At 71.2% G+C, this 20,247-nt stretch carries 20 protein-coding genes and 1 tRNA gene; 9 read left to right on the forward strand and 12 right to left on the reverse strand.

Annotated features, from left to right (window positions below; translation table 11 throughout):
* Positions 1-98: 98 nt before the first annotated feature.
* On the forward strand, positions 99-608 hold the full coding sequence (locus ACS5PV_RS26580) for a hypothetical protein (RefSeq protein ID WP_455398336.1): 510 nt from the start codon (positions 99-101) through the stop codon (positions 606-608).
* A gap of 63 nt (positions 609-671) precedes the next feature.
* The gene (locus ACS5PV_RS26585; RefSeq protein ID WP_455398337.1) at positions 672-848 is read left to right on the forward strand and encodes a hypothetical protein; all 177 of its coding nucleotides are present in this window, start codon (positions 672-674) and stop codon (positions 846-848) included.
* 27 nt (positions 849-875) lie between these two features.
* Here ACS5PV_RS26585 and ACS5PV_RS26590 read toward each other — a convergent pair whose 3' ends face one another.
* The 3 genes from ACS5PV_RS26590 to ACS5PV_RS26600 all read right to left on the reverse strand — a co-directional run bounded on the left by ACS5PV_RS26590 (position 876) and on the right by ACS5PV_RS26600 (position 2,298).
* On the reverse strand, positions 876-1,103 hold the full coding sequence (locus tag ACS5PV_RS26590; RefSeq protein WP_455398338.1) for a hypothetical protein: 228 nt from the start codon (positions 1,101-1,103) through the stop codon (positions 876-878).
* A gap of 19 nt (positions 1,104-1,122) precedes the next feature.
* A complete protein-coding gene (locus ACS5PV_RS26595; protein ID WP_455398339.1) occupies positions 1,123-1,620 on the reverse strand; it encodes a lysozyme inhibitor LprI family protein in 498 nt (165 codons plus the stop codon).
* Positions 1,621-1,764: 144 nt separating this feature from the next.
* Entirely contained in the window at positions 1,765-2,298 is a 534-nt protein-coding gene (locus ACS5PV_RS26600; protein ID WP_455398340.1) for a MucR family transcriptional regulator, read from the reverse strand.
* 488 nt (positions 2,299-2,786) lie between these two features.
* Here ACS5PV_RS26600 and ACS5PV_RS26605 point away from each other — a divergent pair.
* A tRNA-Gln gene (locus tag ACS5PV_RS26605) sits at positions 2,787-2,860 on the forward strand.
* Positions 2,861-3,301: 441 nt separating this feature from the next.
* Here ACS5PV_RS26605 and ACS5PV_RS26610 read toward each other — a convergent pair.
* The 8 genes from ACS5PV_RS26610 to urtA all read right to left on the reverse strand — a co-directional run bounded on the left by ACS5PV_RS26610 (position 3,302) and on the right by urtA (position 11,110).
* Positions 3,302-4,348, reverse strand: coding sequence for an aliphatic amidase (locus ACS5PV_RS26610; protein WP_455398341.1), 1,047 nt, complete (start codon positions 4,346-4,348; stop codon positions 3,302-3,304).
* Between the two features lie 66 nt (positions 4,349-4,414).
* On the reverse strand, positions 4,415-4,726 hold the full coding sequence (locus ACS5PV_RS26615; protein WP_455398342.1) for an FmdB family zinc ribbon protein: 312 nt from the start codon (positions 4,724-4,726) through the stop codon (positions 4,415-4,417).
* 1 nt (position 4,727) lies between these two features.
* Complete coding sequence (gene fmdA / locus ACS5PV_RS26620; protein WP_455398343.1) at positions 4,728-5,957, reverse strand: formamidase; 1,230 nt, start codon at positions 5,955-5,957, stop codon at positions 4,728-4,730.
* 89 nt (positions 5,958-6,046) lie between these two features.
* Complete coding sequence (gene urtE / locus ACS5PV_RS26625) at positions 6,047-6,790, reverse strand: urea ABC transporter ATP-binding subunit UrtE (protein ID WP_455398344.1); 744 nt, start codon at positions 6,788-6,790, stop codon at positions 6,047-6,049.
* A gap of 15 nt (positions 6,791-6,805) precedes the next feature.
* A complete protein-coding gene (gene urtD, locus ACS5PV_RS26630; RefSeq protein ID WP_455398345.1) occupies positions 6,806-7,579 on the reverse strand; it encodes an urea ABC transporter ATP-binding protein UrtD in 774 nt (257 codons plus the stop codon).
* A gap of 8 nt (positions 7,580-7,587) precedes the next feature.
* Positions 7,588-8,721 carry an urea ABC transporter permease subunit UrtC gene (gene urtC, locus ACS5PV_RS26635; protein WP_455398346.1) on the reverse strand — a complete coding sequence of 378 codons (1,134 nt, stop codon included), beginning with the start codon at positions 8,719-8,721 and terminating at the stop codon, positions 7,588-7,590.
* Positions 8,722-8,732: 11 nt separating this feature from the next.
* On the reverse strand, positions 8,733-9,659 hold the full coding sequence (gene urtB / locus ACS5PV_RS26640) for an urea ABC transporter permease subunit UrtB (protein ID WP_455398347.1): 927 nt from the start codon (positions 9,657-9,659) through the stop codon (positions 8,733-8,735).
* 194 nt (positions 9,660-9,853) lie between these two features.
* Positions 9,854-11,110 (reverse strand): urea ABC transporter substrate-binding protein, encoded by a 1,257-nt coding sequence (gene urtA, locus ACS5PV_RS26645; protein ID WP_455398348.1) that lies wholly within the window; start codon positions 11,108-11,110, stop codon positions 9,854-9,856.
* Between the two features lie 258 nt (positions 11,111-11,368).
* Here urtA and ACS5PV_RS26650 point away from each other — a divergent pair, with 258 nt between their 5' ends.
* Together ACS5PV_RS26650 and ACS5PV_RS26655 are read left to right on the forward strand one after the other, a co-directional pair.
* On the forward strand, positions 11,369-14,785 hold the full coding sequence (locus tag ACS5PV_RS26650) for an ATP-binding protein (protein ID WP_455398349.1): 3,417 nt from the start codon (positions 11,369-11,371) through the stop codon (positions 14,783-14,785).
* The gene (locus ACS5PV_RS26655; protein ID WP_455398350.1) at positions 14,778-15,677 is read left to right on the forward strand and encodes a response regulator; all 900 of its coding nucleotides are present in this window, start codon (positions 14,778-14,780) and stop codon (positions 15,675-15,677) included. Before ACS5PV_RS26650 ends, ACS5PV_RS26655 begins: the two co-directional genes overlap by 8 nt.
* An 87-nt stretch (positions 15,678-15,764) precedes the next feature.
* Here ACS5PV_RS26655 and ACS5PV_RS26660 read toward each other — a convergent pair whose 3' ends face one another.
* Entirely contained in the window at positions 15,765-16,610 is an 846-nt protein-coding gene (locus ACS5PV_RS26660) for an IclR family transcriptional regulator (protein WP_455398351.1), read from the reverse strand.
* A gap of 143 nt (positions 16,611-16,753) precedes the next feature.
* On the opposite strand from ACS5PV_RS26660, the gene ACS5PV_RS26665 reads away from it, so the two are divergent.
* Genes ACS5PV_RS26665 through ACS5PV_RS26680 form a run of 4 tightly spaced genes read left to right on the forward strand, consistent with a single transcriptional unit; the run spans position 16,754 to position 20,247 of the window.
* Entirely contained in the window at positions 16,754-17,443 is a 690-nt protein-coding gene (locus ACS5PV_RS26665) for an SDR family NAD(P)-dependent oxidoreductase (protein WP_455398352.1), read from the forward strand.
* A complete protein-coding gene (locus ACS5PV_RS26670) occupies positions 17,440-17,730 on the forward strand; it encodes a (2Fe-2S)-binding protein (RefSeq protein ID WP_455398353.1) in 291 nt (96 codons plus the stop codon). Before ACS5PV_RS26665 ends, ACS5PV_RS26670 begins: the two co-directional genes overlap by 4 nt.
* Positions 17,723-19,099, forward strand: coding sequence for an FAD-dependent oxidoreductase (locus ACS5PV_RS26675; protein WP_455398354.1), 1,377 nt, complete (start codon positions 17,723-17,725; stop codon positions 19,097-19,099). The genes ACS5PV_RS26670 and ACS5PV_RS26675 overlap by 8 nt, the downstream gene beginning before the upstream one ends.
* A complete protein-coding gene (locus ACS5PV_RS26680) occupies positions 19,099-20,247 on the forward strand; it encodes an NAD(P)/FAD-dependent oxidoreductase (protein WP_455398355.1) in 1,149 nt (382 codons plus the stop codon). Before ACS5PV_RS26675 ends, ACS5PV_RS26680 begins: the two co-directional genes overlap by 1 nt.

Raw genomic sequence — 20,247 nt, forward strand, 5'->3', positions numbered from 1 at the left:
ATCGGGCGACATCCGGCGCGCCGGCCCCGAACCGCCCCTGTTTGCCGGCGTTGTTCGGCCCTGAAGGAACCCTTTCTTCACGATCAGGAGATGGTGCCATGAGGCATCTCGTACTCGCATCCGCGCTCGCCGCAGGTGCCCTCGCCTTATCCACGGCCGGGGCCGATGCCCGCGGCGGCTTCGGCGGCGGCGGTTTCCGGGGTGGCGGCGGCTTCCACGGCGGCGGCTTCGGCGGGGCCGGGTTCCGGGGCGGCGGCTTCGGCGGCGGCTTCCGGGGCGCGGGCCTCGGCGGCGGCTATCGCGGCGTCGGCTTCGGGGGTGGCTACCGGGGCGGCTTCGGCGGGTATCGCGGCGTCGGGTTCGGCGGCTACCGGGGCGGCTACGGAGGATATCGGGGCTACGGCTATCGCGGCGGCTACGGGCGCGGCCTCGGCTACGGCCTCGCCGGGGTCGGCCTCGGTCTCGGGCTCGGCTACGGCCTCTCCAATGTCGGCTATTACGGCGGCTACGGCTATGGCGCCTACGGCGCCTCCTACGGCGGCTGCGGTCCCTACGCGTATTACGACGACGTCTACGGGACCTGCGTCTCGTACGGCTACGGCTACTGACAGCACGAGGCGGAGCCGGGCATTCGCGCCCGGCTCCCCCGCCCACCTCACCGGAGGGACGCCATGGCCGATTCATCCGAGCCGGGAGACCGCAAGCCGGGGGACAAGGCGGATCCCGGGACGCCCGGCACCGGCGAGAACCTCTGCCCGCGTTGCGCCGGCACCGGCCGGATCGGGGGCGGGCCCTGCCCGGACTGCGCCGGCACCGGCACGGTGACCGAACCGATCGGCGGTGCCTGAGCGGAAACTCCGCGGCACCGGCCCCCGTCAGGGCGCCAGGATGATCTCCGCCAGCGCCACCGCCTTGGCCAGGGCCGCCTCGGTCTTCGGTGTCGGCGGGGCCGGCACCTCCGCCTCGCGCCGCAGCGCCGCCAGCACCGCCTCCCGGGCGTGCGGGTCGCGCTCCACCCGCTCGCGCAGGAGAGCGGTCACGATCAGCTCGAGGGCGCCCAGGCGCGCCTCGACGTCGTCCTCGAAGGCGAGCGGCGCACTCATCCGTGCATCTCCGGCTGGCTCACGGTCCCGCCTCCTGCAACTCGTCGATCCGCGCCGCGAGGAGCCGGATCTTGCACGACGAGGCGAGCTGCCCCGCCGCCGAGCCGCCATGATAGTCGAAGTCGTAGAGGCTGTCGCAGTGGCGCCGGAAATACTCCTCCCAGGCTCCCTGCGCCGCCAGGAAGGCCTTGCGCCAGTTCTCCGCATCCTCGCGCCCGGCGAGGCTGCCGGGGCTCGGCGCGCGGGTGGCGACCGCCGCGATGGCGGCGAGCCGGCGCTCCACCAGTGCCCCCAGGCGCTCCCGCAGCGCCTTGGCGGCGTCGTCGAGGCAGGCGCCCTTGCGGTATTCCGGCATGTCCTTGCCGGTGCAGGCGCGTAAAACCGCCGCCGCGGAGACCGGCCTGTCCCGGGGCGCTGCCGCCCCGGCCGGTATCGCGATCGTCAAGGCGGCCGACATCACGCAAGCGGACATCGCGAGGGCGGGCGCGAGGCGCGCCACGCAGGGTCTGCGCCTCATCCGGGCCAACGCCCCAGCCAGTCGCCGCCGGCCAGCGCGACGCCCACGGTCACGATGGCCGCGGCCGTCAGGAGCAGGAGCGCCCGCTCGCGCGACGGCAAACGGCGTCCGCGGGCCTGCCGCCAGGGATTGGCCAGACCCATCCTACTCGGCCGCGGCTTTGCGCGGGCGACGGCGCGGGGCGGGCTTCTCGGCCGCAGCCTCCGGCGCCGCGGGCGCCGGCTCCGCTTCCGCCGCCTGCGCCTCGGCGGCCTGGGCCGCCGCGGCGTCGCGCCGGCGCTGCCCGAGGCCGAGGCTCTTGGCCAGCGCCGAACGCTGGGCGGCGTAGCTCGCCGCGACCATCGGGTAATCGTGCGGCAGGCCGAACTTCTGGCGGTAATCGGCGGGCGTCAGGCCCTGCGAGGTGAGGTGGCGCTTCAGCGAGCGATAGGGCTTGCCGTCGAGGAAGCTGATCAGGTGGTCGGGCGTGACCGACTTGCGGATCTGCGCCGGGGTCGCCCGGCTCTCCTCGACCGCCGGCGCCGCCGGCTGGCCCAGCGCCGACAGCGACGCATGCACCGACGCGATCAATCCCGGCAGCTCGGCGACCTGGATGTTGTTGTTCGCGACATAAGACGAGACGATGTCGGCCGCGAGGCCGACGAACTCAGACTGCTGCTCCAGGTTGACGTCCGACACGAGGTTCCATCCCGATCTGAGCAACCCGGTTCGCTCCGAGTCGTCCAGGCATATCGGGCGAAGTACGCCTTCATCAAGTGAAACCGTATCGGCGCGAAGGAAAACTTGTGTATCGCGGGCGGGCGCAGGCGCCTCCCGATCGGTCTTCATGCGGCCAGCGGCCGCCGCGACGTTGGTCACGCGGTGCACGCCCGGCCCGTTGCACCGCCCCCGTCGCCGCCTCAGCCTTCGCGTCCTGACAGCGAGACCGGCACGGCCGGCCGTCGCCCCGCCGAAACCTTTCGGGCACCGGGCCGGCCGGGCTCGATTCGCCCCGGCGCCGGCCGTCCGGCTGCCCGCCCTCGCGCGTCCCGCAAGAATGCCCCTCGCCCCGCAAGAATGCCTTGACCGGTCCGGCGAACCGGCCTATCAGCACCGCACCCGAGGCGGTGACGCGCCACCCCGGACAGACGGATCGCTCCTCTGCTCCACAGCGCGACGGGCCTCGTTGGGGGATAGTTTAACGGTAGAACAGCGGACTCTGACTCCGTTAGTCGTGGTTCGAATCCACGTCCCCCAGCCACTCGGCATTCTCATCCACTCCCGGCATCCAGGAACTCGCCGAGCCGCATTGCGGTCCGGGCGCTCGCCGCACATCGCTGCGAGGCGGGCCGCGACGGCGGAAGCGTGGGTTCGGCTCGCCCGCCGAGGTCGTCGCGCGAGCGCATCGTCGATGTCCGGCTCCATGGTCCGGCCGCCCTGCGGCGACGCCTGCGCGGGCGCGAGGGTCCGGCGCGGTACGGATCGGGCTGAACCGGCGGGGCGGTGGCGGTCGGGAACTTCCCTTCGCGCGAACCCGTCCGGCCTGGCCCGTCGCCGATCCGTGCGGCTCGTGCCTTCTCGGGCGGCGCTCTCGCACAGGCCGGCTTGGTCGTCGCGCGCGACGAGGCAGGCGCGCGGGCCGAACGGCGCGTGCAGCCGGCCGAGATCGGTCCCGGTCCGGTCCGCGACGTGCGACCATGCCCTAACGAGGCGCCGCCTCGCCCTCGCCTACGATCGGGATGCCGTCGATAGGGCATTCGGGCGTGCCGACGCTCGCGCGGGTGATGCCGCGCACCGCGTCGCGGGTCGCGTCGGGATCCTCGATCCAGCGGCGGTAGAAGTCATACGGGCAGGCCGACAGGCCGTGCCGGTTCTCGCGCGAGTTGATCATGCCGGTATAGCCGCGGTGGAGCAGCTTGAAGAGGTGATTCTCGGACTGCCAGTGCTGGCGCGCGTCGCGGATCAGGAATTTCGAGAGCGCTGCATACTGGATGCCCATCGCCTCCTCGCCGCACTCGCCGAGCGTGCGGCCGTCGAAGCCGATCAGCGCCGAGTGGCCGAAATAGGTATAGACCCCGTCGAAGCCGGCGGCGTTCGCCACCGCCACGTAGACGTTGTTGGCAAACGCCATCGCCTTCGACATCAGGATCTGCTGCTCCTTGGCCGGATACATGTAGCCCTGGCAGCGGATGATGAGCTCGGCGCCGCGCATCGCGCAGTCGCGCCAGATCTCCGGGTAGTTGCCGTCGTCGCAGATGATCAGGCTGATCTTGAGCCCCTTCGGCCCGTCGGAGACGTAGGTGCAGTCGCCCGGATACCAGCCCTCGATCGGCACCCAGGGCATGATCTTGCGGTACTTCTGCACGATCTCGCCCTGATCGTTCATCAGGATCAGGGTGTTGTAGGGCGCCTTGTGCGGATGCTCCTCGTGGCGCTCGCCGGTGAGCGAGAACACGCCCCACACCTTCGCCTTGCGGCAGGCTTCGGCGAAGATCGCGGTCTCCTCGCCGGGGATGGTCGAGGCGGTGTCGTACATCTCCGCGGCGTCGTACATGATGCCGTGCGTCGAGTATTCGGGAAAGACCACGAGGTCCATGCCCGGCAGGCCGGACTTCATGCCGACCACCATGTCGGCGATCTTGCGGCAGTTGGCGATGACCTCGGCCTTGGTGTGCAGGCGCGGCATCGTGTAGTTGACGACGGCGACGCCGACGCTGTCGTGGCTGCTGGAAATGTCGCCGTGATGCATGGCCTCTCCTCCCTCGCTCAAGGAACCCCTCGCTCCGGCCGGCCGGAGCGAGGGAGCGATGTCTCGTCAGTGGCTGATCATCCACGGCCGCGCGGCCGGGAAGCCCTTGGCGGCGGCAGGCGCCGCCGCGGCCTTCTTCGGCGCGCAGCAGCCGCAGCCGGCGCCGTGGCTGCGCTTGGGCGCGTAGCGGCTCTGCTCGTTGGTGGCGTGGGCGGCTTTCACCCCCGCATCCATGCCCGACAGGCGCGGCGCGGTGAGGAAGGCGCGCTCGCAAGGCCCGCCGCAATCCGGGCAGTCGTGGGGGTCGCGGAACTGCGCCATCGGGCGCAGCACCGTGAACGGGCCGCAGGCCTCGCAGGAATAGTCGTAGACCGGCATGCTACTTGTCCGGCGAGATCGGCATCTGGACCGAGCCGTCGAGGAACTTCGTCGGGCCGCTCGCGCTCGGGTTGATGTCGAAGTCGAAGATGCCGGTCGGCAGCCACAGGGTCGCGCAGGCGTTCGGCACGTCGACGACGCCCGAGATGTGGCCCTGCACCGGCGCGGTGCCGAGGATCGAGTAGGCCTGGGCGCCGGAATAGCCGAACTTCTTCAGGTACTCGATCGCGTTGAGGCAGGCCTGGCGGTAGGCGACCGTCACGTCGAGGTAGTGCTGGCCGCCGCTCTCGTCGACCGAGATGCCCTCGAAGATGAGATGGTCGTCGAAGCGCGGGACGATCGGCGACGGCTTGAAGATCGGGTTCTTGATCCCGTACTTCGCCATGCCGTCCTTGATGACCTCGACCTTGAGGTGGACCCAGCCGGCCATCTCGATCGCGCCGCAGAAGGTGATCTCGCCGTCGCCCTGGCTGAAATGCAGGTCGCCCATCGAGAGGCCGGCGCCCGGGACGTAGACCGGGAAGTAGATCTTCGAGCCGCGCGACAGGTCCTTGATGTCGCAATTGCCGCCGTGCTCGCGCGGCGGCACGGTGCGGGCGCCTTCCGCCGCCGCCTTGTCCTTCGCCTCGCCGGCGAGCCGGCCCATATGGGCGGTCGGGCCGAAGGGGGGGTTGGCGAGCCCCGGCACCCGGGTCGGGTTGGTGGCGATGAGCGCGGTCTCGCGCTCGTTCCAGGTCGCGAGCAGCTTCGGGTCGGGCAGGCAGCCGATCAGGCCGGGATGGATCAGGCCGGGGAAGCGCACGCCGGGCACGTGGCGCGACTTCGTGAACATCCCCTCGAAGTCCCAGATCGACTTCTGGGCCAGCGGGAAGTGGTCGGTGAGGAAGCCGCCGCCGTTCTGCTTCGAGAAGAAGCCGTTGAAGCCCCATTGCGACTCGGGCTTGGCGCCGATGTCGAGGAGGTCGACGACCAGGAGGTCGCCGGGCTCGGCGCCCTCGACGCCGATCGGGCCGGACAGGAAGTGCACGATCGACAGGTCGATGTCGCGCACGTCGTCGGCCGAATCGTTGTTCTTGATGAACCCGCCGGTCCAGTCGTAGGTCTCGACGATGAAGTCCTGGCCCGGCTTGACGTAGGCCACCATCGGGATGTCCGGGTGCCAGCGATTGTGCACCATGTCGTTCTCGTAGGCCGACTGCGTCAGGTCGACCTTGATCAACGTCTCGGGCATGCGTTTCCCTTTCCCTGGACTGGGGATCTCCCGGCTCGCGGCCGGGATCGTCGGGCGAGGGCGTGGCGCGTCCTCGCGGTATTCTCGGGTCAGACCGACAGGTAGCGGGCGACCTTCGCCTCATCGATGTCGGCGCGGGCCTCCTCGTGGACGATCGTGCCGTTCTCGATCACCAGCACCCGGTCGGCGATGTCGAGGGCGAAGCTGAGCACCTGCTCGGAGACGACGATCGACAGCCCGCGCTCGTCGCGGATCTTCTTCAGCGTCCGGCCCATCTCGCGGATGATCGAGGGCTGGATGCCCTCGGTCGGCTCGTCGAGGAGCAGCACCTTCGGGCGGCTCGCCAGCGCCCGGGCGATGGCGAGCTGCTGCTGCTGGCCGCCCGACAGGTTGCCGCCGCGCCGCCCCTTCATCTCGAGCAGCACCGGGAACATCGCGTAGAGGTCGGCCGGCACCCTGGATTCGCCGGTGACGGTGAGCCCGGTCTCGATGTTCTCCTGCACCGTCATGGCCGAGAAGATCATCCGCCCCTGCGGCACGTAGGCGAGGCCCCGGGCGACGCGCTGGTGGCTCTTCAAGCCGGTCACGTCCCGGCCGTCGACCCGGATGTTGCCGCTCTTCGCCGGCAGGATGCCCATCAGGGTCCGCATCAGGGTCGACTTGCCCATGCCGTTGCGGCCCATCACGGCGACGATCTCGCCGGGTGAGACGGTGAGGTCGATGCCGTGCAGCACCTCGCTCTGTCCGTAGGCCGCGTGGAGGTCGGTCACGGTGAGCATCGGGGTGGCGCCCGGCGCCGCGACGATGCCTGAGGCGGGAACGGTCTGGAGCATGGCTTGTGCCTCCCCTCAATGCCCGAGATAGACTTCGACCACCTTCGGGTCGTTCTTGACGCGCTCCATCGAGCCCTCGGACAGGACCTTGCCCTGGTGCAGCACCGTGACCCGGTGGGCGATGTCCTCGACAAACTTCATGTCGTGCTCGATCACCAGCACCGAGCGGCCCTTGATGATCTGGTGCAGGAGCTCGGCGGTCTTCTTGCGCTCGGCGACGCTCATCCCGGCCACCGGCTCGTCGAGCATCAAGAGTTCGGGATCCTGGATCAGCAGCATGCCGATCTCGAGCCACTGCTTCTGGCCGTGGCTGAGGAACTCCGCCCGCTTGGTCAGCTGATCCTTCAGGAAGATCATCTCGGCGATCTCGGCGATGCGGTCGCGCACCTCGGCGTCGCGCTTGAACGTCAGGGCGCCGAGCACGCTGCGGCCGCGCGGGAACGAGATCTCGAGGTTCTCGAACACCGTCAGGTCGTCGTAGATCGAGGGCGTCTGGAACTTGCGCCCGACCCCGGCCTGGACGATCGCGCTCTCCGAGAGCTTGGTCAGCTCCGTGCCCTTGTACTTGATCGAGCCGGAGGTCGCCCGGGTGCGGCCGCAGATCAGGTCGAGCACCGTGGTCTTGCCGGCGCCGTTGGGGCCGATGATGACCCGGATCTCGTCCGGATCGACGTAGAACGACACGTCGTTGACCGCCTTGAACCCGTCGAACGAGACGGTGAGCGCCTCGACCGCGAGGAGGAAGTCCTTGTCGCCGGCGGTCGCGCCGGGGAGGATGGCTGCGTTCATCGAAATCCTCACTCGGCGGGGGCGCCCTGGGGCAGGGCGGCGGGGGCGGCTTTCAGGCGGCGGGTCAGCCGCGGCTCGACGTGCTGGCGCCAGATGCCGGCGAGCCCGTTGGGGAAGGCGAGCACGACCGCGATGAACAGGGCGCCGAGGCCGAACAGCCACAATTCGGGGAAGGATTCCGAGAAGGTGGTCTTGGCCCAGTTGACGAGCAGCGTGCCGTAGATCGCGCCGAACAGCGACATCCGTCCGCCGACCGCGGCGTAGATCACCATCTCGATCGACGGCACGATGCCGACGAAGGACGGCGACATGAACCCGACCTGGAGGGTGAACATCGCCCCCCCGATCGCCGCGAAGGCGGCGGCGAGGCAGAAGGCGAAGATCTTGAAGCTCGCGACACCGTAGCCGGAGAAGCGGACCCGGTCCTCCTTGTCGCGCATCGCCACCAGGATGCGGCCGAGCTTCGAGCGCTTGACGTACTGCGCGACCAGCACGCAGGCGACGAGGAGACCGCCGTTGACGAAGTAGAGGACGTACTTGGCCGCGTCGGTGCGGATGTCCCAGCCGTTGAGCGTGCGCAGGTCCGTGATGCCGTTGATGCCGCCGGTATAGCCCTGCTGGCCGACGATCAGGATGGTCAGGATCGCGGCGATCGCCTGGGTGATGATCGCGAAGTAGGTGCCGCCGACCCGGCGCTTGAACATCGCCGCCCCGATGACGAAGGCAAACAGCGTCGGCACCAGCACGACGGCGATCAGTGTCAGCGGCAGGCTGTGGAACGGCTTCCAGAACCACGGCAGCGCCGTGATCTGGTTCCAGTCCATGAAGTCCGGGATGCCCGGGGTCGACTGGATCTTGGTGTTCTCGACCGACGAGGCCTCGAGCTTGAGGTACATCGCCATGCAGTAGCCGCCGAGCCCGAAGAACACGCCCTGGCCGAGCGACAGGATCCCGCAGGTGCCCCAGCAGATGACGAGGCCGAGCGCGACGAAGGCGTAGGTGAGGTACTTGCCGACCAGGTTGAGCCGGAAGCCGTCGAGGGCGAGCGGCAGGACGCAGAAGATCAGGCCGCAGAGGAGCGCGAGCGCCATCCACTCCACCGGCTTCATGAACGGGTTGTCGTTGACGGTCGGGAGTTTCATGGCGTCGCTCCTCAGCGCCGGACCTTGAGGGTGAAGAGGCCCTGGGGCCGCAGCATCAGGATTCCCACGACGGCGAGCAGGGTGATGACCTTCGCGGTCGAGCCGGAGAGGAAGAATTCGAGCGTCGACTGGGTCTGCGAGATCGAGAAGGCCGACGCGATGGTGCCGAGCAAACTCGCGGCGCCGCCGAAGACCACGATCAGGAAGGTGTCGACGATGTAGAGCTGGCCCGAGGTCGGCCCGGTCGAGCCGATCATCGTGAAGGCCGAGCCGGCGATGCCGGCGATGCCGCAGCCGAGGCCGAAGGTGAGGCGGTCGACCCGGCCGGTGTCGATGCCGACGGCGCCGGCCATCACCCGGTTCTGCATCACCGCCCGGACCTGCTTGCCGTAGGCCGACGCGAACAGAAGGCCCGCGACCGCCAGCGTGATGAGCACGGTGATCGCCATCACGAACAGGCCGTTGATCGGGATCTCGATCGTGTCGGTCGCCTGCACCGAGCCCATCATCCAGGACGGCAACTCGACGCCGACCTCGCGGGCGCCGAAGATCGAGCGGTAGGCCTGCTGGAGGATCAGCGACAGGCCCCAGGTGGCGAGCAGCGTGTCGAGCGGCCGCTTGTAGAGGTGGCGGATCAGCGCCCACTCGACCAGCATCCCGAGCAGGCCCGCGGCCACGAAGGCCAGCGCCATCGCGACGAAGAAGTACGCCGAAAACAGCCCCGGCAGGTGGGCCTGGAAGAAACCCGAGCAGAGATAGGTGACGTAGGCGCCGAGAATCATGAACTCGCCGTGCGCCATGTTGATGACGCCCATCTGCCCGAAGATGATCGCGAGACCCAGCGCCATCAGCACGTAGACCGAGAACAGGATCAGGCCGGCGAAGCCCTGCATGGCGAAGATCGCGCCGAGGTCGCCGAGCGAGTAGTCACCGAACATGGACGGGCTCCGGCATAATCTTGGAATGTCTTTTGCACATGAGACTCCCGAACCCTTCCCGCAGAGACAGGGCTGTCGGGGAAATGGACGAGCTCGGGTTCTCTCCTCTCCCCGCCCGCGGGGAGAGGAGAGAACCCGCGCCTCTTCCTTTCCCGGACAGCCGTGCCGCAGAGGGGGGAGGGTTCGGGATTGCGCTACTGGTACCCCTTCGGGAACGGGTTCGGCTCGATCAGGTCGGGGCTCTCGTAGACCACCTCGAACTGGCCGTTCGGCAGCGCCTTGCCGACCCGGGTCTTCGACCAGAGATGGTGGTTGGGGTGGATGCGCACGTAGCCCTCCGGCGCGCCCTTGAACTCGATGCCGCTCGAGGCCGCCGCGACCTTGTCGACGTCGAACGAGCCGGCCTTCTCGACGGTGAGCTTCCACAGGTAGGGCCCGAGATAGGCGGCCTGCGTCACGTCGCCGATCACCGTCTTCTCGCCCCACATCTTCTTGAAGGCGGCGACGAACTTCTCGTTGTTCGGGTTCTTCAGCGACTGGAAGTACTTCATGCAGGCATAGGCGCCGGCGATGTTCTCGCCGCCGATCCCGTCGATCTCGTCCTCGGTGACCGAGATCGTCATCAGCACCTGCTTCGACAGATCGATGCCGGCCGCCTTGAGCTGCTTGTAGAACGCCACGTTCGAGCCGCCGACCACGTCGGTGAAGATCACGTTCGGCTTCGTCAGCTTGATCTTGTTGATCACCGAGTTGAACTGGGTGTGGCCGAGCGGGAAGTATTCCTCGCCGACGACCTTGCCCTTCAGCACGTTCTCGACGTGCTTGCGGGCGATCTTGTTCGAGGTGCGCGGCCAGATGTAGTCCGAGCCGATGAAGAAGAAGCTCTTGGCGTCCTTCTCCTTGGCGACCCAGTCGAGGCTGGCGAGGATCTGCTGCGTCGCCTCCTGGCCGGTATAGATGACGTTCTTCGACTGCTCCAGGCCCTCGTAGAAGGTCGGGTAGTACAGCATGCCGTTGTACTGCTCGAACACCGGCAGCACCGCCTTGCGCGAGGCCGAGGTCCAGCAGCCCATCACGGCCGCGCACTTGTCGTTGACGAGCAGCTTCTTCGCCTTCTCGGCGAAGGTCGGCCAGTCGGAGGCGCCGTCCTCCTGGATCACCTTGATCTTGCGGCCGAGCACGCCGCCGGCCTGGTTGATCTCCTCGATCGCGAGTTTTTCCGCCTGCTGCGCCCCGGTCTCGGAGATCGCCATCGTGCCGGTGACGGAGTGCAGGATGCCGACGGTCACCTCGGTGTCGGTCACCGCGAGGCCGGTGGTGTTGACGGACGCGGTCGGCGGTCCTGCGGCCTGCGCGAGCCGCGGCAGGAGCGAGGCGGCCGGCACCGCCGCGAGCCCCATCAGCAGCCGGCGCCGCAACGCCGATTCGAGCCCGTCCTCGTTCTCCGCCATCGCCCTCTCCTGTCGTCCCGCCCGGGCGCCCTCTCAAGGGCCGGTCCCGCCGCATCCGGATCTCAGGCTAGGTGGCGTATTGCGCCGCAGCATATACGCGTTTTTACGTATTCCGCGCCGGGCGGAAGCCGGACAGGATCATGCGCTCCCGTGGGTCGCGCGACAGGGGAGCGCGAGGCGGCATCCCGCCAGGACGGTATTCTCGGATGCCGGGCCGGGGCCGGATACTGCACCGCAGCGGGCGCGACACGGAGGCCCATGCCCGGACGACAGCGCATCATCCCGGTCCGCCGCGAATACAACCAGTGGGTCGCGAACGAGACCCTGGAGGACTTCGCGCTGCGCTTCACGGCGAAGCGCGCCCGGCGCTGGTCGGGCTGGCGGGTCGCCCAGACGGCGCTCGGCTCGGTCGCCTTCCTGGCGCTGGAGGCGATCGGCGGCACCCTGATCCTGTCGAGCGGCTTCACCAACACGCTGTGGGCCGTGCTCACCGTCGGGCTGGTGATCTTCCTCACCGGCGTGCCGGTGAGCGCCTACGCCGCCCGCCACGGGCTCGACGTCGACCTGCTCACCCGGGGCGCGGGCTTCGGCTATATCGGCTCGACCATCACCTCGCTCATCTACGCGAGCTTCACCTACCTGTTCTTCGCCATCGAGGCCGCCATCCTGGCGCTCGCCCTCGAGCTCGGCTTCGGGCTGCCGCTCGCGATCGGCTATCTCGTCAGCGCGCTCGCGGTGATCCCGCTCGTCACCTACGGCATCGCGCTGATCAGCCGGTTCCAGCTCGTCACCCAGCCGGTCTGGCTCGCGCTCAACCTCCTGCCGGTGGCCTGCATCGCGGCCTATGCCGACGCGCCGCTCGACGCCTGGATGCGGCATGCCGGCCTCTCGGGCGAGCGGGGCGGCGGCTTCGACCTCCTCCTCTACGGCTCGGCCTGCGGGATCCTGTTCGCGCTCGTCGCGCAGATCGGCGAGCAGGTGGATTTCCTGCGCTTCGTGCCGCCGCCGGAACCGGGCCGGCGCGGGCGCTGGTGGGCCGCGGTGCTGGGGGCGGGGGCGGGCTGGATCGTGCCGGGGACCCTCAAGATCCTGCTCGGCTCGTTCCTCGCGGTGCTGGCGCTCGCCCACGGCGTCGCGCCGGAGCGGGCGAGCGAGCCGACGCAGATGTACGCGGTCGCCTTCGGCTACGTCGTGTCGGCGCCAGGCCTCGCGGTCGCGCTCACGACCCTGTTCGTCGTGCTCTCGCAGCTCAAGATCAACGTGACCAACGCCTATGCCGGCTCGATCGCGTGGTCGAACTTCTTCTCGCGCCTGACCCACAGCCATCCCGGCCGCGTGATCTGGCTCGTGTTCAACGTCGCCATCGCGCTCCTGCTGATGGAGCTCGGCGTCTACAAGACCCTGGAGCGGACGCTCGGCGTCTACGCCCTCGTGGCGGCGGCCTGGATCGGGGCGCTCGTCGCCGACCTCGCGGTCAACAAGCCGCTCGGGCTGTCGCCGCCGGGCATCGAGTTCAAGCGCGCCCACCTCTACGACGTGAACCCCGTCGGCACCGGCGCGATGGCGTTGGCCTGCCTCGTCGCGGGCCTGGCGCATGCGGGCCTGTTCGGGGACGTCGCGCAGGCCTTCGCGGCCTTCATCGCGCTCGCCACGGCGTTCGCGGCCGCGCCCGCCATCGCCTGGGCGACGGACGGACGCTACTACCTCGCGCGCCGGCCGCGGCGGCACTGGCGCCTGCGGCCCGAGATCACCTGCGGGGTGTGCGAGCACGGCTTCGAGCACGAGGACATGGCCCACTGCCCCGCCTACGGGGTGCCGATCTGCTCGCTGTGCTGCTCGCTCGATGCCCGCTGCGGCGACCTGTGCAAGCCGCATGCGCGGCTCGGGTCCCAGGCGCGCCGCGTCGCCGAGCGGCTGCTGCCGGCCCGGGCCGCCGCCCTCGTCGAGACCCGGCTCGGGCGCTACGCCGGGGTGATGCTGGCGCTCTGCTGCACCGCCGGGCTGATCCTCGGCGCCATCTACGCCGAGGCCGCCCACCGCCCCGCGGAGCACCGCGCCGTGCTGGCCCAGGCGCTCCAGGCGGTGTTCTTCGTCATGGCGGTGATCTTCGGAGTGGTGGCCTGGCTGTTCGTGCTGGCGCAGGAGAGCCGCCGCGTCGCGCAGGAGGAAAGCGTCCGCCAGACCGCGCTCCACCGCGCCGAGATCGCCGCCCACAAGCTCACCGACGCCAAGCTCCAGAAGGCCAAGGAGGCGGCCGAGGCGGCCAACCTCGCCAAGAGCCGCTACGTGACGGGCCTGAGCCACGAGCTGCGCACGCCGCTCAACGCCGTGCTCGGCTACGCCCAGCTCCTGGAGGCCGATTCCGCCATCCCGCCCCACCGTCAGGCGGGTCTCCGGGTGATCCGCCGCAGCGCCGAGCACCTCTCGGGGCTGATCGACGGGCTCCTCGACATCTCGCGCATGGAGGCGGGCCGGCTCCAGCTCCACCGCGACGAGGTGCGGCTGCCCGAATTCCTCGACCAGATCGTCGACATGTGCCGGCCGCAAGCCGAGGCCGCCGGCCTCGCCTTCCGCTTCGCGCGGCCGAAGGTCCTGCCCGCCCTCGTCGCCACCGACGAGAAGCGCCTGCGCCAGATCCTGCTCAACCTGATCTCGAACGCGATCAAGTTCACCGCGAAGGGCGAGGTCGGGCTGACGCTCGCCTATCGCAGCCAGATCGCCGAGTTCGCCGTGACCGATACCGGCACCGGCATCCCGGAGGCCGACCGCCAGCGGATCTTCGAGCCGTTCGTGCGCGGCTCGCTGCCGGCGGCGGCCGCCACCCCCGGCACCGGGCTCGGGCTCACCATCGCGCATCTGCTGGCCCAGGTGATGGGCGGCGAGATCGCGGTCGCGAGCGAGCTCGGGCGCGGCAGCACCTTCCGCCTGCGGCTGATGCTGTCGTCGCTGCCCGAGCCCGTCCGCGCCGCCCCGGTCGAGGCGCCGGTCACCGGCTATGCCGGGCGCCGGCGCACGATCTTCGTCGTCGACGACGACCCGGCCCACCGCGAGCTGATGCGTGAGATCCTCAGCCCCTTGGGCTTCACCCTGCTCTCGGCCGCCGACGGGCCGACCTGCCTCGAGCTGGCGGCGGAGTGCCGGCCGGACCTCTTCCTCCTCGACATCGCGATGCCGGGCATGACCGGCTGGGAGCTCGCCCGGCGCCTGCGCGCCGCCGGCCACGGTCCCGCCCGCATCGCCATGATGTCGGCCAACGCCCACGAGATCAGCCCGGTGCGGGGCGAGGACGCACCGCACGACGCGATGATCGCCAAGCCCTTCGACCTGCGCGACCTGCTCGCCCGCATCCAGGCCCTGCTCGGCCTCGACTGGACGGCCGCCGCACCGCCCGCCGCCCCCGGGCCGCGGCGGGCGCGCCCCGAGGAGGTCGCCGAGCTCATCCGGCTCGGGCGCATCGGCCATGTCCGCGGCATCGAGGCGAAGCTCGCGGAGATCGAGGCGGAGATGCCCGATCCCTTCCTGGCCGAGCTGCGCGGCCTCGTGCAGGCCTACGACCTGCCCCGCTACATGGCGGTTCTGGAATCGGCGGTCTTGGAATCGGCGGTCTTGGAATCGGCGGTCCTGGAATCGGCCGCGCCCGACGCCGCTGGCGACGGGAGGCGCGGCGATGCCTGAGCCCGGCCGCGACGTCGTGCTGGTGGTCGACGACTCGCCCGAGACGTTGAGCTTCCTCACCGCGGCCATCGAGGCGACGGGCGCCACCGTGCTGGTCGCGGTGTCGGGCAGCGCCGCGCTGGCGGTGGTGCGGGAGATCACCCCGGACGTCATCCTGCTCGACGCGGTGATGCCGGGCCTCGACGGGTTCGAGACCTGCCGCCGCCTCAAGGCCGATGCGGGCCTCGCCCACGTGCCGGTGATCTTCATGACCGGCCTATCGGAGACCGAGCACGTCGTGCGCGGCCTGGGGGCGGGCGGCGTCGACTACGTCACCAAGCCGATCTCCGCGGGCGAGATCCTGGCCCGGATTCGCGTCCACCTGGCGAATGCGCGGGCCTCCCAGAGCGCGCGCCTCGCGCTCGACAGCGCCGGGCGCTTCCTGTTCGCGGTCGACGCCGTCGGGGCGATCCGCTGGTGCACGCCCCAGGCGGCGCGGCTGCTGCGCGGCCTCGACGCCGACGGCGGCGACCCGAGGCTGCCGGCCGCGGCGTCGGCGTGGCTGCGCAGCGGTGCCGCAGAGCCGCTCACCCTGCCCGGCGGCGACGGGCGGCGCCTCCAGATCAGCCGCATCGGCCGCGTCGGCGGCGACGAGGTGCTGCTGCGCCTCGACCTCGACGCCGGCGACGAGATCGGGCGCCTGCGCCGCTCGCTCGGCCTGACGCAGCGCGAGGCCGAGGTGCTGCTCTGGGTCTCCCGCGGCAAGGCCAGCCGCGACATCGGCGCGATCCTGTCCCTGAGCCCCCGCACCGTCACCAAGCACCTGGAGCAGATCTACGCCAAGCTCGGCGTCGAGAATCGCACCTCGGCCTCGGCGCTGGTCGTCCGCGCGCTGCGGGACGAGCGCACCTGAGCGAAGCCGCCTCGCGCAGGGCGCGAGCGATCGCGACGCGTTCCGTCGGAGGGCCGTGCGATCCGGGATCCTTCCGGGGCCCCGCCGTCACGGCGCCGGGCGCTCCATCGCGGCGCCGGCCCGGCGCAGGGTCTCGTCGAAGGGATTGAGACCGGCGGCGATCCCGGCCGCCTCGCGCCGGAGCATCCCGGCGATGGCCTCGCGGCGCTCCCCGGCGAGGCGGTCGACCGTGCTGCCGACGCTGAGCGCTGCCACCGCGCGGCCGTCGGCATCGAGGATCGGCACGCCGAGCCCGGCCATGCCGGGGATCAGGCCCGAGGCCGCGGCGCAGTAGCCGAGGGCGCGGGTGCGGGCGATCTCGGTGTGCAGGAAGGCCTCGTCGAGGCTCGTCGCCTCGCGGATGCGCGGCAGGTTGTAGCGGATCACCGCCTCCTGCTCGTCCGCCGGCAGGTGGGCCAGGATCGCCATCGACCCCTGCCCGAGGCCGAGCATCACCCGGCCGCCGATGTCGCCGGTGAAGGAGCGGATCGGCAGCGGGCCCGCCGTGCGGTCGATGCAGACCGCGTCGTAGCCGCTGCGCACCATCAGGAACACCGTCTCGCCGAGGGCACCCGTGAGCCGCAGCAAGGCCGGGCGGGCGAGGTCGCGCAGGCCCCGCGGGTTGCCGGCCATGGCGGCGAGGCGAAACAGCCCGAGGCCGAGCCGGTAGGTCTTCGACGCCGGATCGAGGTCGACTAGTTCCTCGACGACGAGGGCCCGCAGCAGGCGCAACGCCGTCGGCGCCGGCAGGCCGGCCGCGGCGGCGAGCGCGCTCAGCCGCGCGCCGCCGGGACCCGCCTCGCCGAGATGGCGCAGCAGCCCGGCGATGCGCGCCGGCCCGGATCGCTCGGAGGATTTCGTTTCATCGGCGTCCATCCGGTCGTTCGCGTTCATCATTTTCATCCAGCGAAAGAATGCCGGCAAAATCGTTCGCCTGTCGAAATAGCTGTTGCTCAAGCCACGACAACGATCAATCCTCCGGTTCGCGAACGGGGAGATCTCTTCGATGCGGCGATCACCGGGGGAGCACGGCAGCGATGCTTGAGCCGGCGGGACGGGTCGCGATGGTCTCGGGCGCCTCGCGCGGCATCGGCCGGGCGGTGGCGGAGCGGCTGGCGCGGGCCGGATACCGGATCAGCGCCGGCCTGCGCGACCCGCGCTCGGCGGACGCCCCGTGGCACGCCTGCCGCTACGACGCCGCGGAGCCCGGCGCCGCCGAGGCCTGGACCAGAGCCACGCTCGACGCGTTCGGCCGGATCGACGTGCTGGTGAACGCCGCCGGCATCAACCCGATGGCCCGCTTCCTCGATTCCGACGAGACCGCCTTCGACGCGCTGATGGCCGTCAACGTCAAGGCGCCGATGCGGGTGATCCGGGCGGCCTGGCCGCACCTCGTGGCTTGCGGATCCGGGCGCATCGTCAACCTCGCCTCGCTCTCGGGCAAGCGGGTGCGCAACGACAATGCCGGCTACGCCATGGCGAAGGCCGCCCTCGTCAGCCTGACCCAGGCGGTGCGGCGCGAGGGCTGGGAGCACGGCATCCGGGCGACTGCCTTCTGCCCCGGCTTCGTCGAGACCGACATGACCGCGCGCGTCACGAAGCAGCCGCGGGACCTGATGTCCCGGCCCGAGGACGTCGCCGCGGTGATCGAGACGCTGGTGCGGCTGCCGAACACCGCGAGCGTCGCCGAACTGCTGCTCAACTGCCGGCACGAGGACATGCTGTGACCGGGCTGTTTCGGCGCCTCGTGCCGCGGCCGGGCCCGGCCGTGCCCTTCACCATCGACGGTGTACCGGCGGAGGCGCAGGCCGGCGACCTGCTCATCGGGGCGATCCTGCTGCACCGCCGCTCCTTGCGCCGGTTCGAGTTCGGGCCCGGCGAACGGGCCGGCTGGTGCCTGATGGGCGCCTGCCAGGATTGCTGGGTGACGCTCGCGGACGGCCGCCGCCTGCGCACCTGCACCACCCTGGTCGAGCCCGGCATGGCGGTGGTCACGGGAGGCGTCGATGGCTGATCCGGTGATCGCGATCGTCGGCGCGGGGCCGGCGGGCCTGCGGGCGGCGCAGGTGCTGGCCGAGGCGGGCTTGCGCCCGCTCCTCGTCGACGAAGGGCACCGCGCCGGCGGCCAGATCTACCGCCGCCCGCCCCCCGGCGCCGAGCGGCCGGCCGCCAGCCTCTACGGCTTCGAGGCCGGCCGGGCGCAGGCCCTGCACGACCTCGCCGATGCGCTGGCGTCGCGGATCGACTATCGCTCCGGCACGATGGTGTGGGGGATCTCGGGCCGCGACCCGGCTGGCTTCGACCTCGACTGCCTCGGGCCCGAGGGTCACGTCCGGATCGCCGCCGACCGGCTGGTCCTCGCGACGGGGGCCATGGACCGCACCCTGCCCTTCCCGGGCTGGACCCTGCCCGGCGTCTTCACCCTCGGCGCGGCGCAGATCGCCCTCAAGGCGCAGGGCATGGCGATCGGCCGGCGCGTCGCCCTCGTCGGGGCCGGTCCGCTGCTGCCGCTCGTCGCGTATCAATACGCCAAGGCGGGAGCGGAGATCGCCGCGGTGCTCGACGTCACGCCGCTCGGCGCGAAGGTGCGGCTGGCCCCGCGTCTCGCCGCCCTGCCGGCGACCCTGGCCAAGGGGGTCTGGTACACCCTGGCGGGCGCCCTGCGCGGCGTCCCGGTGCGCTCCGGCGTGCGGGCGGTCGCGGTCGAGGGCTCCCGCTACGTCGAGGCCCTGGCCTTCGAGGATTCCCGCGGCCGCCGGCATCGCGTCGCCTGCGACGCGGTCGGCGCCTCGTTCGGGCTGCGCAGCGAGGCGCAAGCGGCGGACCTCGCCGGATGCCGCTTCGTGTTCGAGCCGGTGACGCGGCAATGGCAGCCGGAGCGCTCGGGCGAAGGCCGTGCCTCGCACCCGCACGTGTATCTCGCCGGCGACGGCAGCGGCATCGGCGGGGCGGACGTCGCCGAGCTCCAGGGCGAGCGCACGGCGCTGACGCTGCTCGCCGATCTCGGCCGGCCGCGCGACGCCGCCCGTGAGGCCCGGCTCGACCGGCTCCTCGCCCGGCAGGCGGGTTTCCGCGCCGCGCTGGAGGCGGCGTATCCCTACCCGCACCACATCGTGGAGGCGATTGCCGACGACGAGATCGTCTGCCGCTGCGAGGGCATCACCGCCGGCACCCTGCGGCGGGCCGCGAGCGAGCGGGACGCCCGCGAGATGAACCGCCTCAAGGCCCTGACCCGGGCCGGGATGGGCCGCTGCCAGGGCCGGGTCTGCGGCCACGCCGCCGCCGAGATCCTGGCCCACACCTTGCGGGTGCCGGTCGAGACGGTCGGCCGCCTGCGCGGGCAGGCGCCGATCAAGCCGATCCCGCTGCGGGAGCCGGCGTGATGGAGCATCTGACCGTCGACGTCGCGATCATCGGCGGCGGCACCGCGGCCTGCGCCGCCGCCGTGGCCTTGCGCGAGGCCGGGCTCACCGTCGCCGTCCTGGAGAAGCGCCTGTGCGGCGCCGGCGCCAGCGGGGTGAATTTCGGCGGCGTGCGCCAGCAGGGCCGCGATTTTTCGGAGCTGCCGCTGTCGCAGCGTGCCCGCCGGCTGTGGGACGGCCTGAGCGCCAAGCTCGGTGAAGACGTCGGGTTCGAGGCGACCGGGCACATCAAGCTCGCCCGCTCCGACTCCGACATGGCGGTGCTGGAGGCTTACGCCCGCGACGCCGCCGAGCACGGCCTCGACCTCCAGCTCCTCGGGCCGAACGCCCTGCGCGCCGAGATGCCGTGGCTCGGCCCGGCGGTCGTCGGCGCCTCGCTCTCGCCCACCGACGGGCAGGCCAACCCGCGGGTGGTGGGACCGGCCTTCGCGCGGCTCGCCCGGCGGCTCGGCGCCGAGGTGCGCGAGCACGCCCCCGTACGCCGCGCGATCCACGACGGGTCCGGCTTCACGGTCGAGGCCGAGGGGGTGACGGTGAAGAGCCGCAGCCTCGTCAATGCCGCCGGCGCCTATGGCGGCGTCGTGGCGGGCTGGTTCGGCGAGGCGGCCCCGGTGGCGCCGCTCTCCCCCAACATGGTGGTGACCGAGCCGCTCAGCCCACTCGTCACCCGCTCGATCGGGGTCGTCGGCGGCGACGTCTACGTGCGCCAGACCCGGCGCGGCAACGTGGTGCTCGGCGGCGGGCGCGGCACGGCGGACGTCGCCGACGGCCTCGCCCGGCCGGTCCCGGCGGTCTCGCTCACGGCGGGCGCCAAGACCCTGGCGCTGATCCCGGACCTCGCCCACGCCCAGGTCATCCGCAGCTGGAGCGGCCTCGACGGCGAGATGCCCGACCACATCCCGGTCATCGGGCCCTCCTCGACCACGCCCGGCCTGGTTCATGCTTTCGGCTTCTCCGGCCACGGTTTCCAGCTCGGCCCGGCCGTCGGCGAGATCCTGGCGGAACTCGTGACGCAGGGGCGCTCCGCCTCCCCCCTCCAGCCGTTCCGGATCGAGCGCTTCGCCGCGTGGCGCGGGCCGTACCGGTCGGAGGGCGAGATCGAACACTGA

It is taken from the genome of Methylobacterium sp. Gmos1 (genome assembly GCF_053764715.1).

Bases quoted from the DNA above. Each gene is read 5' to 3' on its own strand.
- ACS5PV_RS26580 (WP_455398336.1), top strand. From the start codon at position 99: ATGAGGCATCTCGTACTCGCATCCGCGCTCGCCGCAGGTGCCCTCGCC.
- ACS5PV_RS26585 (WP_455398337.1), top strand. From the start codon at position 672: ATGGCCGATTCATCCGAGCCGGGAGACCGCAAGCCGGGGGACAAGGCG.
- ACS5PV_RS26590 (WP_455398338.1), bottom strand. From the start codon at position 1,103: ATGAGTGCGCCGCTCGCCTTCGAGGACGACGTCGAGGCGCGCCTGGGC.
- ACS5PV_RS26595 (WP_455398339.1), bottom strand. From the start codon at position 1,620: ATGAGGCGCAGACCCTGCGTGGCGCGCCTCGCGCCCGCCCTCGCGATG.
- ACS5PV_RS26610 (WP_455398341.1), bottom strand. From the start codon at position 4,348: ATGCATCACGGCGACATTTCCAGCAGCCACGACAGCGTCGGCGTCGCC.
- ACS5PV_RS26615 (WP_455398342.1), bottom strand. From the start codon at position 4,726: ATGCCGGTCTACGACTATTCCTGCGAGGCCTGCGGCCCGTTCACGGTG.
- fmdA (WP_455398343.1), bottom strand. From the start codon at position 5,957: ATGCCCGAGACGTTGATCAAGGTCGACCTGACGCAGTCGGCCTACGAG.
- urtE (WP_455398344.1), bottom strand. From the start codon at position 6,790: ATGCTCCAGACCGTTCCCGCCTCAGGCATCGTCGCGGCGCCGGGCGCC.
- urtD (WP_455398345.1), bottom strand. From the start codon at position 7,579: ATGAACGCAGCCATCCTCCCCGGCGCGACCGCCGGCGACAAGGACTTC.
- urtC (WP_455398346.1), bottom strand. From the start codon at position 8,721: ATGAAACTCCCGACCGTCAACGACAACCCGTTCATGAAGCCGGTGGAG.
- urtB (WP_455398347.1), bottom strand. From the start codon at position 9,659: ATGTTCGGTGACTACTCGCTCGGCGACCTCGGCGCGATCTTCGCCATG.
- urtA (WP_455398348.1), bottom strand. From the start codon at position 11,110: ATGGCGGAGAACGAGGACGGGCTCGAATCGGCGTTGCGGCGCCGGCTG.
- ACS5PV_RS26650 (WP_455398349.1), top strand. From the start codon at position 11,369: ATGCCCGGACGACAGCGCATCATCCCGGTCCGCCGCGAATACAACCAG.
- ACS5PV_RS26655 (WP_455398350.1), top strand. From the start codon at position 14,778: ATGCCTGAGCCCGGCCGCGACGTCGTGCTGGTGGTCGACGACTCGCCC.
- ACS5PV_RS26660 (WP_455398351.1), bottom strand. From the start codon at position 16,610: ATGAACGCGAACGACCGGATGGACGCCGATGAAACGAAATCCTCCGAG.
- ACS5PV_RS26665 (WP_455398352.1), top strand. From the start codon at position 16,754: ATGCTTGAGCCGGCGGGACGGGTCGCGATGGTCTCGGGCGCCTCGCGC.
- ACS5PV_RS26675 (WP_455398354.1), top strand. From the start codon at position 17,723: ATGGCTGATCCGGTGATCGCGATCGTCGGCGCGGGGCCGGCGGGCCTG.
- ACS5PV_RS26680 (WP_455398355.1), top strand. From the start codon at position 19,099: ATGGAGCATCTGACCGTCGACGTCGCGATCATCGGCGGCGGCACCGCG.